The organism is Brevibacillus laterosporus DSM 25, assembly GCF_002706795.1.
Taxonomy (GTDB): Bacteria; Bacillota; Bacilli; order Brevibacillales; family Brevibacillaceae; genus Brevibacillus_B; species Brevibacillus_B laterosporus.
On record NZ_CP017705.1, the window covers coordinates 2,575,001 to 2,589,935 of the forward strand.

8 protein-coding genes, 13 tRNA genes and 1 rRNA gene (1 of these 22 only partly in view) are annotated in these 14,935 nt (G+C 43.8%); all 22 read left to right on the forward strand.

The features are described from left to right. Positions 1-1,947 (forward strand): 23S ribosomal RNA (locus BrL25_RS12395) (it extends 982 nt beyond the left edge of the window). A gap of 57 nt (positions 1,948-2,004) precedes the next feature. Continuing rightward, positions 2,005-2,079, forward strand: a tRNA-Asn gene (locus BrL25_RS12400). Between the two features lie 6 nt (positions 2,080-2,085). Further along, positions 2,086-2,176 (forward strand) — tRNA-Ser (locus BrL25_RS12405). Positions 2,177-2,197: 21 nt separating this feature from the next. Beyond that, positions 2,198-2,274, forward strand: a tRNA-Met gene (locus BrL25_RS12410). A gap of 16 nt (positions 2,275-2,290) precedes the next feature. Beyond that, positions 2,291-2,375: transfer RNA gene (locus tag BrL25_RS12415), tRNA-Leu, on the forward strand. A gap of 19 nt (positions 2,376-2,394) precedes the next feature. Then, positions 2,395-2,471, forward strand: a tRNA-Glu gene (locus BrL25_RS12420). Positions 2,472-2,478: 7 nt separating this feature from the next. Continuing rightward, positions 2,479-2,554, forward strand: a tRNA-Val gene (locus tag BrL25_RS12425). 18 nt (positions 2,555-2,572) lie between these two features. After that, positions 2,573-2,649 (forward strand) — tRNA-Met (locus BrL25_RS12430). 7 nt (positions 2,650-2,656) lie between these two features. After that, positions 2,657-2,733 (forward strand) — tRNA-Asp (locus tag BrL25_RS12435). A 63-nt stretch (positions 2,734-2,796) separates the two neighbouring features. After that, positions 2,797-2,872: transfer RNA gene (locus BrL25_RS12440), tRNA-Phe, on the forward strand. 11 nt (positions 2,873-2,883) lie between these two features. Then, a tRNA-Thr gene (locus BrL25_RS12445) sits at positions 2,884-2,959 on the forward strand. Positions 2,960-2,965: 6 nt separating this feature from the next. Then, positions 2,966-3,040, forward strand: a tRNA-Gln gene (locus BrL25_RS12450). A gap of 4 nt (positions 3,041-3,044) precedes the next feature. Then, positions 3,045-3,120, forward strand: a tRNA-Lys gene (locus BrL25_RS12455). A 9-nt stretch (positions 3,121-3,129) separates the two neighbouring features. Then, positions 3,130-3,212: transfer RNA gene (locus tag BrL25_RS12460), tRNA-Leu, on the forward strand. Positions 3,213-3,708: 496 nt separating this feature from the next. After that, a complete protein-coding gene (locus BrL25_RS12465; RefSeq protein ID WP_018674272.1) occupies positions 3,709-4,662 on the forward strand; it encodes an AAA family ATPase in 954 nt (317 codons plus the stop codon). Positions 4,663-4,677: 15 nt separating this feature from the next. After that, positions 4,678-5,886, forward strand: a complete 1,209-nt coding sequence (locus tag BrL25_RS12470; RefSeq protein ID WP_018674273.1) for a DUF58 domain-containing protein — start codon at positions 4,678-4,680, stop codon at positions 5,884-5,886. A 1-nt stretch (position 5,887) separates the two neighbouring features. Beyond that, positions 5,888-8,128: a transglutaminase TgpA family protein gene (locus BrL25_RS12475; RefSeq protein WP_018674274.1), complete on the forward strand. Its 2,241-nt coding sequence runs from the start codon at positions 5,888-5,890 to the stop codon at positions 8,126-8,128. Between the two features lie 288 nt (positions 8,129-8,416). Next, a complete protein-coding gene (gene guaA / locus BrL25_RS12480) occupies positions 8,417-9,955 on the forward strand; it encodes a glutamine-hydrolyzing GMP synthase (protein WP_018674275.1) in 1,539 nt (512 codons plus the stop codon). Between the two features lie 254 nt (positions 9,956-10,209). Then, the gene (locus BrL25_RS12485) at positions 10,210-11,580 is read left to right on the forward strand and encodes an NCS2 family permease (RefSeq protein ID WP_018674276.1); all 1,371 of its coding nucleotides are present in this window, start codon (positions 10,210-10,212) and stop codon (positions 11,578-11,580) included. Positions 11,581-11,863: 283 nt separating this feature from the next. Then, positions 11,864-12,358, forward strand: coding sequence for a 5-(carboxyamino)imidazole ribonucleotide mutase (purE, locus tag BrL25_RS12490; RefSeq protein WP_018674277.1), 495 nt, complete (start codon positions 11,864-11,866; stop codon positions 12,356-12,358). Continuing rightward, positions 12,351-13,487, forward strand: coding sequence for a 5-(carboxyamino)imidazole ribonucleotide synthase (purK, locus tag BrL25_RS12495; RefSeq protein ID WP_018674278.1), 1,137 nt, complete (start codon positions 12,351-12,353; stop codon positions 13,485-13,487). The genes purE and purK overlap by 8 nt, the downstream gene beginning before the upstream one ends. A 16-nt stretch (positions 13,488-13,503) precedes the next feature. Then, entirely contained in the window at positions 13,504-14,811 is a 1,308-nt protein-coding gene (purB, locus tag BrL25_RS12500; protein WP_018674279.1) for an adenylosuccinate lyase, read from the forward strand. Positions 14,812-14,935: the final 124 nt, after the last annotated feature.

Sequence of the window (14,935 nt, forward strand, 5' to 3'; positions counted from 1 at the left end):
GGGAGTCAGACGGTGAGTGCTAAGATCCATCGTCAAAAGGGAAACAGCCCAGACCATCAGCTAAGGCCCCCAAGTGTATGTTAAGTGGGAAACGATGTGGAGTTGCCCAGACAACCAGGATGTTGGCTTAGAAGCAGCCACCATTTAAAGAGTGCGTAATAGCTCACTGGTCGAGTGACTCTGCGCGGAAAATGTAACGGGGCTAAACATACCGCCGAAGCTATGGCAGTCCTTATGGACTGGGTAGGGGAGCGTTCCAAGCAGCAGTGAAGCCGTATCGTGAGGAGCGGTGGAGCGCTTGGAAGTGAGAATGCCGGTGTAAGTAGCGAAAAGACAAGTGAGAATCTTGTCCACCGAAAGCCTAAGGTTTCCTGGGGAAGGCTCGTCCTCCCAGGGTTAGTCGGGACCTAAGCTGAGGCCGAAAGGCGTAGGCGATGGACAACTGGTTGATATTCCAGTACCACCTCTGTTCCGCTTGAGCAATGGCGTGACGCAGGAGGATAGGGTGAGCGGCCTATTGGATGGCCGTCTAAGCAGTAAGTGTGGTGTGTAGGCAAATCCGCACACTAGTAAGCACAAGCTGTGATGGCGAGGGAAATATAAGTACCGAAGTCCCTGATTTCACACTGCCAAGAAAAGCGTCTAGCGAGGAACAAGGTGCCCGTACCGCAAACCGACACAGGTAGGCGAGGAGAGAATCCTAAGGTGCGCGGGATAACTCTTGCTAAGGAACTCGGCAAAATGGCCCCGTAACTTCGGGAGAAGGGGCGCCTCGGTAGGGTTTATAGCCCGAGGAGGCCGCAGTGAAAAGGCCCAAGCGACTGTTTAGCAAAAACACAGGTCTCTGCGAAGCCGCAAGGCGAAGTATAGGGGCTGACGCCTGCCCGGTGCTGGAAGGTTAAGGGGATGGGTTAGCGCAAGCGAAGCTTTGAACCGAAGCCCCAGTAAACGGCGGCCGTAACTATAACGGTCCTAAGGTAGCGAAATTCCTTGTCGGGTAAGTTCCGACCCGCACGAAAGGCGTAACGACTTGGGCGCTGTCTCGGCAAGAGACCCGGTGAAATCATAATACCTGTGAAGATGCAGGTTACCCGCGACAAGACGGAAAGACCCCATGGAGCTTTACTGTAGCCTGGTATTGAAACTTTGTGCATCATGTACAGAATAGGTGGGAAGCTGTGAAGCGAGGGCGCCAGCCTTCGTGGAGCTGTCGTTGGGATACCACCCTTGATGTACGGAGTTTCTAACTTGCCGCCCTTATCGGGTGGAAGGACCATGCCAGGTGGGCAGTTTGACTGGGGCGGTCGCCTCCTAAAGAGTAACGGAGGCGCCCAAAGGTTCCCTCAGAATGGTCGGAAATCATTCGTAGAGTGTAAAGGCACAAGGGAGCTTGACTGCGAGACCTACAAGTCGAGCAGGGACGAAAGTCGGGCTTAGTGATCCGGTGGTTCCGCATGGAAGGGCCATCGCTCAACGGATAAAAGCTACCCTGGGGATAACAGGCTTATCTCCCCCAAGAGTCCACATCGACGGGGAGGTTTGGCACCTCGATGTCGGCTCATCGCATCCTGGGGCTGAAGTAGGTCCCAAGGGTTGGGCTGTTCGCCCATTAAAGCGGTACGCGAGCTGGGTTCAGAACGTCGTGAGACAGTTCGGTCCCTATCTGTCGCGGGCGTAGGAAGTTTGAGGAGAGCTGTCCTTAGTACGAGAGGACCGGGATGGACGCACCTCTGGTGCACCAGTTGTCACGCCAGTGGCACAGCTGGGTAGCTATGTGCGGACGGGATAAGCGCTGAAAGCATCTAAGCGTGAAGCCCCCTTCAAGATGAGACTTCCCATAGCGCAAGCTAGTAAGACCCCTCATAGACGATGAGGTTGATAGGTTCGGTGTGGAAGTGCAGTAATGCATGGAGCTGACGAATACTAATCGGTCGAGGACTTATCCACATTGCCTTTATGCTGACTTCATTATCTAGTTTTGAAAGAACAATTATTTCATACTGTTCCTCAGTAGCTCAATGGTGGAGCAACCGGCTGTTAACCGGTAGGCTGGCGGTTCGAGTCCGTCCTGAGGAGCCATTATAAGGAGAGTTACCCAAGAGGCCGAAGGGGACGGTTTGCTAAACCGTTAGTATGCGTAAGCGTAGCGAGGGTTCGAATCCCTCACTCTCCGCCATATTGTTTTTCTCTCGATCGTGGCGGTGTAGCTCAGCTGGCTAGAGCGTTCGGTTCATACCCGAAAGGTCGGGGGTTCGATCCCCTCCGCCGCTACCAGTTTTTTATAACTCCTGCGGTCGTGGTGGAATTGGCAGACACACCATCTTGAGGGGGTGGCGGGGCGACCCGTGCGAGTTCGAGTCTCGCCGACCGCACCATTAAGAGAACAATTATCTTGGCCCGTTGGTGAAGCGGTTTAACACAGCAGCCTTTCACGCTGTCATACAGGGGTTCGAATCCCCTACGGGTCACCATTTATCTGGAGGATTAGCTCAGCTGGGAGAGCATCTGCCTTACAAGCAGAGGGTCGGCGGTTCGATCCCGTCATCCTCCACCATTTTCATTTTCATATTGTCGCGGGGTGGAGCAGTTCGGTAGCTCGTCGGGCTCATAACCCGAAGGTCGCAGGTTCAAATCCTGTCCCCGCAACCAAAATTTTGGAGCTGTGGTGAAGTTGGAGTTCACGCCGGTCTGTCACACCGGAGGTCGCGGGTTCGAGTCCCGTCAGCTCCGCCATTTATTAACTTGGTGGAATAAAGATTCTATCTTGTATAGGAATCTCTGTTAGAGAAATAATAAGGCTCGGTAGCTCAGTCGGTAGAGCAGAGGACTGAAAATCCTCGTGTCGGCGGTTCGATTCCGTCCCGAGCCACCATTGTACATAATGCCGGTGTAGCTCAATTGGTAGAGCACCTGACTTGTAATCAGGGGGTTGTGGGTTCAAGTCCTATCGCCGGCACCATTTTGGTGGGGTATAGCCAAGCGGTAAGGCAACGGACTTTGACTCCGTCATTCCCAGGTTCAAATCCTGGTACCCCAGCCATTATGAGCCATTAGCTCAGTTGGTAGAGCATCTGACTTTTAATCAGAGGGTCGAAGGTTCGAGTCCTTCATGGCTCACCAGTTTCATATGCGGGTGTGGCGGAATTGGCAGACGCACCAGATTTAGGTTCTGGCGGGCGACCGTGGGGGTTCAAGTCCCTCCACCCGCACCACATATTTAAAGCAGGAAGCCGCAAATATTGCAGGCTTTTTTTGTTTTATATAATTTATTGTCACGTAAAGCATTTGAAAAACGTCATATAAAGAGTGTCATATAAAGAGTTACCTGTACACATTTAATTCCTACAAACGTATAAAAGCTTCGTCAGCATTTTTGATGAAGCTTTTTTCTACTATTAAGAGGTATATTGCATTATTGTTGATTGAATCTCAATATAGCTATGCCTTTTTAATTGATTAGAAGCGTAGACAAGTGTTTTGCTTTCCTATTCATATAGATTTCTTTGATTCACGTAAGATGATATATGGCGCAGGAAATGGCGAGTAAAAACCGAATGTTTTATTCAATAGAAATGTAATTAAATCTTTCATTTTATAGGTATTTACTAAAAATTAACACTTGTTCTTCCATATATCTTCCAGTAAGTTGGTAGAAGGAAACAATCATTATACGAGACATTAAAATGTAATCAAAAAGGGGTTGTAAATATGAGTATGATCCAGATGGATCGTCCCCATCATTCTATAGAAGATCTAATACTGAATATTGAAAAAGTCCTTATTGGTAAAAGGAAAATGATAGAGCTTGGTTTAGTTGCTTTATTGGCAAAAGGTCATGTTTTGTTAGAGGATGTCCCAGGTGTAGGGAAAACTATGTTTGTTCGAGCATTAGCTAAATCGATTGGTGGAGAATTTAAAAGGATTCAGTTTACACCTGATCTCCTTCCTACTGATGTGACTGGTGTTTCTATTTATAATCAAAAATCAATGGAGTTTGAATTCCGTAAAGGCCCTCTGTTTGCAAATGTGGTGCTTGCTGATGAAATTAACCGCACCTCACCAAAAACGCAATCTGCCCTATTAGAGGCGATGGAGGAGCACTCTGTAACGATTGATGGCAATACATATGAATTAAATCAACCGTTTTTTGTTATGGCTACTCAAAATCCTCTTGAGTATGAAGGAACATTTCCGCTTCCAGAAGCTCAGTTAGATCGTTTTTTATTGCAACTGCAGCTTGGATATCCAACAGAAAAAGAAGAAATGGCTATTCTAACTCGTATGGGAGCAGTTCACCCTATAGAAAGCTTGAAGGCCGTTATTAGTGTACAGGAAATCGTTCAATTACAAGCGATGATTACCCAAATTAAAGTAACCGACTCGGTGAAAGAGTATATGGTAAGGCTTTCTCAGAAAACAAGGAGTAATCCAAGTGTCTATTTAGGAATTAGCCCTCGTGGAACATTGGCTCTGTGTCGCGCTGCTCAAGCGTATGCGTTTATCCAGGGACGTGATTACGTTATCCCAGACGATGTAAAGGAGCTGGTACCGCCTATCTTTAGACACCGCCTTATTTTGAAGCCAGAGGCGCGTATGGATGGGGAAACACCGGAACGTTTTATCAACCGGTTGTTACAGGAGACACGAGTCCCTGTACATTGAGAGGACGGTGTCTAAATGAAACAGAGAAAGTTAAACAAAGCTCTATTGGCGCTGTTAGTGCTGATTTGTTATGTATATGCACAGTTTCAAGGGGGATTCGTCAGTTGGTTTTTATTTTATAGCGCTTGTATCCTCGGAATTTATGAAGGATTAACATATTTGTTGATGTTTGCAACCTTGGAGGTTACGCGAGAGGTGAATCGCCAAAGACTAAAAGATGGCGATGATGTTATGGTTACACTAACCTTCCGTCGACGATTTTGGTTTCCACTTGGCTGGAATTTAATTGTCGAGCCGCTACCTGATAAATTATCCGGTTATTTTGAACCACATCAACAAGTTATTTTTCCTGGATTTAAAAGAGAACAGGTCATTCATTATTTAATTCCAGCGATCCCTCGTGGGCATTACCAAATGAAAGAATGCATTCTGGTTGGTGGTGACTTTTTTGGTTTTTTACATCGACAGAAAAAAATTGAGTTATGCAATGATTTTTTAGTTTATCCTAGCTATAAGCAAATTAGCCATTGGTCCTCAGGAGATGGGCGTATCAGTGGTAATGTACATGTTGCACATTTGCGCTCAGACGATGTAGCAGCTGTAAGAGGCGTCCGAGAGTACCAGAGAGGGGATCGGTTAAGCCAGATTCATTGGAGGGCTTCTGCAAGGGGCCACGGGCTTAAAACAAAGGAATTTGAACATCAGGCAATGAATCAATTAATCTTCTTTCTAGATGTGCAAAAGCCTGCTTCAACACAAATTCACCATCATATTTTTGAAACCAGTGTGAAACTAACTGCCAGTCTAATTTACTATTCAAGTATTAATATGCATTCCTATGGTTTTGTAGCCCGTGGAAAAGAGCGAATCGTTATTCCACCAGCTATTTCACAGCAACATTTTTTTCGGGTATTTGACCAATTAGCCAGAGTTCACTCGGACGGCGAAGATTCATTTGCGCGAGTGATCGGAAGGGAAACAATGGAGTTTCCCAAAGGATATACGTTAGTGATGATTACCTCTGCATTGACGAAAGACCTAGTGATACAGTTGGGCCATTTAGCTAGGTCTGGACGTAATGTTCAACTGTTCTGGGTACACGATCATGTGATTCCAACTGTGGAGGAGAACGAGGCATTAAAGCGTTTAAGATCTGTAAAAGTAATGTGTACCCCAGTTCATGTGGACGCATATGAAGAGCTAAAACAGATAGGGGGTGCCTAAGATGTCGGGAGCATCCTTTTGGAAACCAAAAAAAGGGCTGGACTGGCTAGCTGCCTTGTTTTTGTTTTTCCTGTTACGTGAGTGGTTGTTACCGCTACCTTCCCTTTCAGATACGGGGAGTATTAGTTGCTTTCTTTATCTGGTAGCGGGGATCATCTTAGTAGATATGATCTTCCGTAGTCACTGGATGGGTTTATTGATGAAAGGCATTTTAGCTATTGTCATCTTCCATGCCGCGTTTGTGGAAATTTCTTTTTTTAATCCTGAGTGGATTTCGGAAACATGGCGAGCAGTTAGTGAAGACTTTACTAAGATATTTAATCAAGATTGGGCAAATATGAGTATTATTTCAAGAAATCTGCTGTTTTCGGGCATGATTTTAGTGTTGGTAACCCTGCTTGATTTCTTAGTATTAGAACAAAGACAAGGTTTATGGTTTGTATTTATCACCATTTCTTATCTTGCTGTATTAGACACCTTTATGCCTTTTAATAGTAGTGGAGCGATTATGCGGACGTTGTTAATTGGCTTCATGCTAATCACAACCTTACATCTATCATCTATCCAAAAGGGATTTACCTATAGAGGAACCCAATCTGCAATTTGGAAAACGCTTGTGGTTCCGCTCATGATTATTTCACTCGCAATAGGTGTAGGATACGCGTCACCAAAGGCAGAACCCAATTGGCCTGATCCGATCGGTTTTTTGCAAGGAAAGTCTGGAATTGGAAAGAGCGACGTGATTCGTAGAGTGGGTTATGACACCAATGATAAGATGTTGGGAGGACCTTTTCAACAGGATGATACCAAGGTATTTACCGTAACAACTAATGATAAATACTATTTGCGCGGGGATGCTAAAGATGTATATACCGGCAAAGGTTGGATAAAAAGCGATAAACAATTGGAATCAATTGTATATCCTAAAAACTACATTTGGAATGATACGCTTTTTTCTGGATTGGAAACAAAAAAGGTCATGGCTGTTGTGCAGGCTGAGGGAGAACAGTTACCGGCTATTTTTTATCCAGGACAGCTTAAAAGTATTGAAGAGGTAAACCCAGAAAATGTGACGTTAACCTATGACACCATTTCTCAGGGGATTCTTACCTTTAATGGAGCTATGCAAAAGGATTCAAATAGTCGATCGTTTGTTGAAAGAGACGATAGCACCTTGATTCCGACGCCTGTTCAACAGTACATGGATCATTATCAGCTACAAGCTGAGATTCCAGTGATTAGTGAAAAGAAAATCATTGCGGCGGGTACCAATTATCCTAGAGAGATAGAAGAGAGGTATCTACAACTACCTAATAGTCTCCCTGGTCGAATAAAGAAGCTAGCTGAAAAAATTACGGAAACGTCAAACAATCCATACGACAAGGCGAGGGCAATAGAGAATTATTTGCGTGAAGGAAGATATCGGTATGAAACAAAAGATGTTCCGATACCTAAGGAAGGACAAGATTTCGTAGATCAGTTTCTATTCGATACCATGAGGGGATACTGTGATCATTTTTCAACTTCTATGGTGGTCATGCTTCGCTCAATTGATATACCTGCCCGTTGGGTAAAAGGGTTTGCTCCAGGTCAAGAGATTGGCCGTGATGCCAACAATAATATCACCATTGAAGTAAGAAATAGAGATGCACACTCATGGGTCGAGGTTTACTTTCCAGGTAGCGGTTGGATACCGTTTGAAGCAACTGCTTCTTTTACATCTCCTCTACAAGTAAATTATGATCGCCTTTCCAATGAGTCAAGTCAGATAAATATTCCCGCTTCCACAGAGGAAAAAGAAGTGAATAAACCAAAACAAATGGACCGACTGGAAGAAGCAGATAAGCCTGTAGTGAAAACGAGTGCAGGATTCTCATGGGTTTGGCTAGGGTTAATTGGTATTTTGCTAGCAGTGGGTGTTTGGATTCTGTGGAAAAAACGTCAGGAGATGTATTTATGGTGGTTACACCGCAAAATGACACAATACGCTCAGGATGATTTTCCACGTAGATTTACGTTGGTTCTAACGATATTTGAAAAAATGGTTTCACCCCGTCATTCTGGTGAAACATTACGCGAATATGTGAATCGCCTCCAAATTAGTGGAGATAAGCGTCAGGATTTACTTTATTTAACAACCATCTATGAAAAAATGCTATATGGCTTGAAAGAAATGGAAGGGAAAACAAGATCGTTGTGGCAGCAGACCATTGAGCGTTTAATACGCCAAATGAAACCTTGATCATTTCCCAATCATCTGCTAGAATTTTTGACAATATGATACTTTGGTAGCAGTAAGCAGGAGAAACGGCACTGCCTCTTTTTTGAATGACAACGTTAAAGACAGGGACATTTGCCCTTAGAAGATGTCAGACGATTTCATCTACGGGTAGGTGGCCTGTCTTTTTGATGGAACGGGAGAAATTTTTTTCTTCATACCAAAAAAGAGAAAGGGAGATAATATCTTCAAGAACGTTTTGGACATGTCTACTGAGTGCACAAGTATACAAGGTTAAGGGAGGATCTTTCCGTGGAAAAGCCGTTGGAATTAGTGGTAGTAATAGATTTTGGGGGGCAATATAACCAATTGATCGCAAGACGTGTACGTGATTTAGGCGTATACAGTGAGTTGTTGCCTTTCAATACGCCAGTGGAGAAAATTAAGGAGCTTAGCCCAAAAGGGATTATTTTCTCTGGAGGACCGGCTAGTGTATACGAAGAAGGAGCACCGCAAATTGACCCAGCGATTTTTGACTTAGGTGTACCTATCTTGGGTATTTGCTATGGAATGCAATTAATGTCCCAAACATTGAAGGGAAAAGTAGAACGTGCCGGTAAACGTGAATACGGAAAAGCGGAAATACGTCTTGAAAACCAACATGGTCTATATAGTAACTGGGAATCTTCTGAAGTAGTATGGATGAGCCATACTGATAAAGTAGTAGAATTGCCAGAGGGCTTCGTTATCGACGCAGTGAGCGACTCTTGCCCGATTGCTGCTATCAGTCATCCAGAGCGTAATCTATATGGTGTACAGTTCCACCCAGAAGTTCGTCATACCGTAAAAGGACATGAATTTGTAAGTAACTTCTTGTTCAATATTTGTAAGTGCACTGGCGACTGGAGCATGACTACATTTATTGAAGACAAAATCAAAGATATTCGTGAGACTGTTGGAAATAAAAACGTATTGTGTGCTTTGAGCGGCGGAGTTGATTCCTCTGTAGTAGCGGCTCTCATTCATCGTGCGATCGGTGATCAGTTAACGTGTATGTTTGTTGATCATGGTTTGTTGCGTAAAGGTGAAGCGGAAAGCGTAATGGAAACGTTCGTAGGCAAATTTGATATGAAAGTAATCAAAATTGATGCTCGTGACCGCTTCTTAAACAAATTAAAAGGTGTAACTGACCCAGAACAAAAACGTAAGATCATCGGTAACGAATTCATCTATGTATTTGATGAAGAGGCTACTAAGCTTACGGATATGGACTTCCTAGCTCAGGGTACACTTTATACGGACATTGTTGAGAGTGGGACAGCTACGGCTCAAACGATTAAATCTCACCACAATGTAGGCGGTCTACCAGAAGACATGACGTTTAAGCTAATCGAGCCTTTGGACACGTTATTCAAAGACGAAGTACGTAAACTGGGTTCAGAGCTAGGCCTACCTGATGCAATTGTATGGAGACAGCCTTTCCCAGGTCCAGGTCTTGGTATTCGTGTTTTAGGCGAGATTACTGAAGAGAAGTTAGAGATTGTTCGTGAATCTGATGCTATCCTGCGTGAAGAAATTCAAAAAGCTGGTTTGGATCGCGAAATTTGGCAATACTTCACTGCTTTGCCTGACATGAAGAGTGTAGGGGTAATGGGTGATGCACGTACGTACTCTTACACAGTAGGGATTCGTGCGGTAACATCTATCGACGGTATGACAGCCGACTGGGCTCGTATTCCATGGGATATACTAGAGAAAATCTCTGTACGTATTGTAAACGAAGTGGATAACGTAAACCGTATTGTGTACGATGTTACTTCTAAACCACCTGCAACTATTGAGTGGGAATAGTAAATACGTATAATTATTATTAAAATAACGTGAACGTTCGTGTTTTATGTTGACAGCGTGCGATGTTCTTGTTAAACTTTCGTTGTAAGAAAGAAGTTCGAGTTTTTATTCGGATTTTCGACTTATAACGACTTGTTTAGCAGGAATTATCGCACGTTTTTTTGTTTTTACCGAATGTTATTCGTCATTATTCGAATAAAGCTTGTCTTTTTAGCAAATATGACTTGAGAGGTTACTATTAGGAGGGACAAAGGGTGCGTAAGTATTTTGAGTTTGATCGACATGGCACCACGTATCGTCGAGAGATTATTGCTGGTTTAACAACCTTCTTGGCAATGGCATATATTTTAGCCGTAAACCCAAACATTTTAAGTGGGGCAGGATTGCCACCAGAATTACAGGCAAAATTCCCTCCACATGATGCCGTGTTTACTGCTACAGCACTGGCAGCGGCTATAGGTACACTTATTATGGGGATTGTCGGTAAATTACCGATCGGTCAAGCACCAGGTATGGGTTTAAATGCGTTCTTCGCCTTTACCGCAGTTCTTACCATGCAGATTCCTTGGCAACAAGCCTTGGCTGGTGTATTTGTTTCTTGTACTTTGTTCCTGATCCTATCTTTAACGGGTATTCGTTCGCAGATTATTGATGCGATTCCGCAGAACCTAAAGAATGCTACAACAGCAGGTATCGGATTATTTATTGCTTTTATGGGTCTGAAAAATGCTGGTATTATCGTAGATTCTCCAGCTACTCTGGTCACAATGGGACATTTAAGCTTTAAAGAAGGCATGGATGCTACTCAAATTCTTACAGTTAAAAATGCGTTGTTAGCAGTCTTTGGATTGCTTGTTACGGGGGTTTTATTAGCAAGACGCATTCACGCTGGAGTATTCGTTGGAATGTTGATCACAGCGGTTGCTGGTATGATTTTTGGAGTGGTAGAGCTTCCTTCACAAATAGTATCTGCTCCACCAAGTTTGGCTCCTACGCTTGGTGTTGCCTTACCATATTTATTAGATCCAAGTGTGATTTTTTCTCAAGGCATGTTCATAGTTGTGTTCACGTTCCTATTTGTTGATTTCTTTGATACAACCGGTACTTTGCTAGGCGTATGCAATCAGGCGGGACTTTTGAAGGATGGTAAGCTGGAGCGTCCTGGATCAGCACTTGCTTCTGATGCTGTTGCTGGAATGGCTGGTGCGCTGTTAGGTACCTCTACAACAACAAGCTACATTGAATCGACTGCTGGTGTGGCAGCAGGTGGTAGAACTGGTTTTACAGCGGTTGTCATTGGATTTATGTTCCTGCTGTCTCTGTTCTTCTTTCCATTACTGTCTGTTATTACTCCCGCTGTTACAGCACCTGCCCTGATTATTGTTGGTGTGTTGATGGCTAGTAGCTTACGTAACATTGAGTGGGATAAATTAGAAGAGTCGTTGCCTGCTTTCCTTACCATGCTGATGATGCCTCTATCTTCTAGCATCGCAGCTGGTATTGCTTGTGGATTCATTTTCTATCCAGTGACTAAAGCATGTAAAGGCCAAGCACGTGAGGTACACCCAGCGATGTATGTACTATTTGTCATCTTCCTGGTTTACTTCATTTGGTTCCGTGAATAGGTTGTTTTGTCAGAGCTAGTAGCTTTGATATTTACAATATATGATTTTGGAATATCACTAGATTGTCACCATGAAAAAGTCTTCTTGAACTGTCTTCTTTTGAGTCAGATCGGAAGGCTTTTTCTATTTTATGTGAGTAATTAGATAAAGAAGAATGAAATTTAAATATAAAACTAAAATGTTCGTGTTTTGTTGACGTTTTGTAATTTTTTTTGTTAAACTGAACGTGAAATGATCTTAAAAACGTAATATAACGAAAATGGAAGGTCAAGGGGGAAGCGGCGTGGTTGCACCGATTGTAGGAGTTATCATGGGAAGTACTTCTGATTGGGAAACAATGAAGGAAGCTTGCCACATACTAGAGGAGATGCAGATTCCATATGAAAAGCAGGTAGTTTCTGCTCATCGTACGCCTGATCTTATGTTTACGTATGCAGAGACTGCTCAAGAGAGAGGCTTGAAGGTGATTATTGCTGGGGCCGGTGGAGCAGCTCATCTTCCGGGAATGGTAGCGGCTAAGACCATTCTTCCTGTCATCGGTGTACCAGTAAAATCAGCCGCTTTAAACGGATTAGATTCTTTATTATCGATCGTGCAGATGCCAGGGGGCGTTCCGGTTGCTACCGTAGCGATTGGCAAGGCTGGGGCTACGAATGCTGGTTTGCTAGCAGCTCAAATCGTCGGGACGAATGACGCGGAGATAAGTCGGCGTTTAACCGAACGAAGAGAAGCTACACGAAAAAAGGTTATGGAAGAGAGCGAGTTGCCCCATGAATAAAGAAAAGCAGATCAAACCAGGTAGTACCATTGGCTTGTTAGGCGGAGGACAACTAGGAAGAATGATTTCACTCGCTGGTAGAGCGATGGGATATCGGTTTGTGGTGCTAGATCCTACAGAGGATTCACCATGTGGTCAAGTAAGCGATCAGCAAATCGTTGCTAGATATGATGATCAACTGGCAGCTCGTAAATTGGCACAACTTAGTGATGTGATTACGTATGAATTTGAGAACGTAGATGCTGGAGTAGCAGCCATTTTAGAAGAGGAAGCTTTTGTGCCACAGGGAAGTAAGCTATTAAGCATTACACAACATCGCGTTAAGGAGAAGACTACTCTTCAAGCCTGTGGTCTGCCTGTAGCACCATTCCGAGTCGTAGCTTCAGCAGAGGATGTACGAGCGGCTGTTGTGGAATTGGGTTTACCTGCTGTTATGAAGACAGCTACAGGAGGCTATGACGGTAAGGGGCAGTGGGTATTACGCTCTTTTGAAGAAATAGAAGAAGCTTTTTCATGTCTTGCAAAAGCTAAAACAGAACTGATCGTGGAAAAATTTGTCCCTTTCACCAAGGAGTTATCTGTTATCGTAGCTCGTAATGTATCAGGGGAAATAGCAGTCTTTCCTATAGCTGAAAATATTCATCGAGAAAACATTTTGCATCAGAGTATAGTCCCCGCTCGGATTGAAAGGGAGATTCAACAGCGAGCTGAGCGATTAGCCATTGAGTTGGCAGAAAAGCTGGAGATGGTTGGGTTACTTGCTGTGGAAATGTTTCTTACGGAGGATGGGGGGCTTTATATAAACGAGATGGCTCCGCGTCCGCACAATTCTGGTCATTATACAATGGATGCCTGCTTGACCTCGCAATTCGAGCAGCATATTCGAGCGATTAGTAACTTACCACTTGGCTCCACGAAGTTGCTTAGTCCGGTCGTTATGGTTAATATTTTAGGTGAGCATGTAGCACCTTTATTCAAAAAAATAGATCAACTACCCAAGAAAGCAAAATTGCATTTGTACGGGAAACAAGAGGCCAAGGAAAAACGAAAAATGGGTCACATAAATCTTGTTGCCGAATCGGTAGATGTAGCACTGCAACAGGCGGAAAAACTTGGAATATGGTCATAAATGGAGGAATGAACGAATGATTGAACGCTATACAAGACCAGAAATGCGCGCCATCTGGACAGAAGAAAATAAGTATAAGGCATGGCTAGAAGTAGAGATTTTGGCGTGTGAAGCATGGGCAAAGTTAGGGGTTATTCCAAAAGAAGATGTTGAAAAGCTATGGAAGAATGCTAGTTTTGATGTTAATCGTATTTATGAAATCGAACAAGAGACACGCCATGACGTAGTAGCCTTTACCCGTGCTGTCTCAGAAACGATGGAGGGCGATGAAAAAAAATGGGTTCACTATGGTCTAACCTCTACCGATGTAGTAGATACGGCACTTGGTTACCTGATTCGACAAGCAAACGAAATTATTGAAAAGGATATTGTGGATTTTATTGAAGTCTTAAAGCAGAAGGCGATTGAACATAAGGATACAGTCATGATGGGCCGTACACATGGAGTTCATGCTGAGCCAACTACTTTTGGTCTGAAGGTAGCACTATGGTATGAAGAGATGAAACGTAATTTGGCCAGATTCCGTTCTGCACGTGTGGAAGTAGAAGCGGGTAAAATGTCAGGGGCAGTTGGTACGTATGCAAATATTGATCCATATGTAGAGCAGCATGTATGTAAGAAGCTTGGTCTGACAGCAGCTTCAATCTCGACGCAAACCTTACAGCGCGATCGTCATGCAGAGTATATGGCTACGCTTGCGTTGATTGCTACTTCCTTAGACAAATTTGCTACTGAAATTCGGGGCTTACAAAAGAGTGAGATTCGTGAAGTGGAAGAGGCATTTGCAAAAGGTCAGAAGGGTTCTTCGGCGATGCCGCATAAACGCAACCCGATTGGCTCTGAGAACATCTCTGGACTTTCGCGTGTTATCCGTGGTCATATGATGTCTGCTTATGAGAATGTACCACTTTGGCATGAGCGTGATATCTCGCATTCTTCTGTAGAACGTGTTATTTTACCAGATGCAACACAACTACTTAACTATATGCTGCGTCGCTTTATGAACATCGTGAAGAACCTGACGGTGTTCCCTGAGAATATGAAACGCAACATGGATCGTACGTTTGGATTAATTTATTCTCAACAAGTATTGCTTAAATTGATTGATAAAGGCTTGAGCCGCGAAAAAGCTTATGACACGGTACAACCACGTGCGATGCAAGCGTGGGAGGAGCAACGTTCATTTAAAGAGATTATCAGTGTGGATGAAACGGTGAAGGAAATGCTGACCACAGAAGAGCTGGAGGCTTGCTTCGACTATCGCTACCATCTGAAGCATGTAGATACTATTTTTGTCCGTTTGGGATTGATTGAAGGTAGGTAATCACCCTTTTTCGTTAATAAACTGCAAAACAATAGGCTTTTCAGAGCTCAATCAGAGTTCTTGAAAAGCCTATTTCATTTTATTTACCTTCTTCAAAAGAATGGTTCTCTCAAACCTGGTTTCT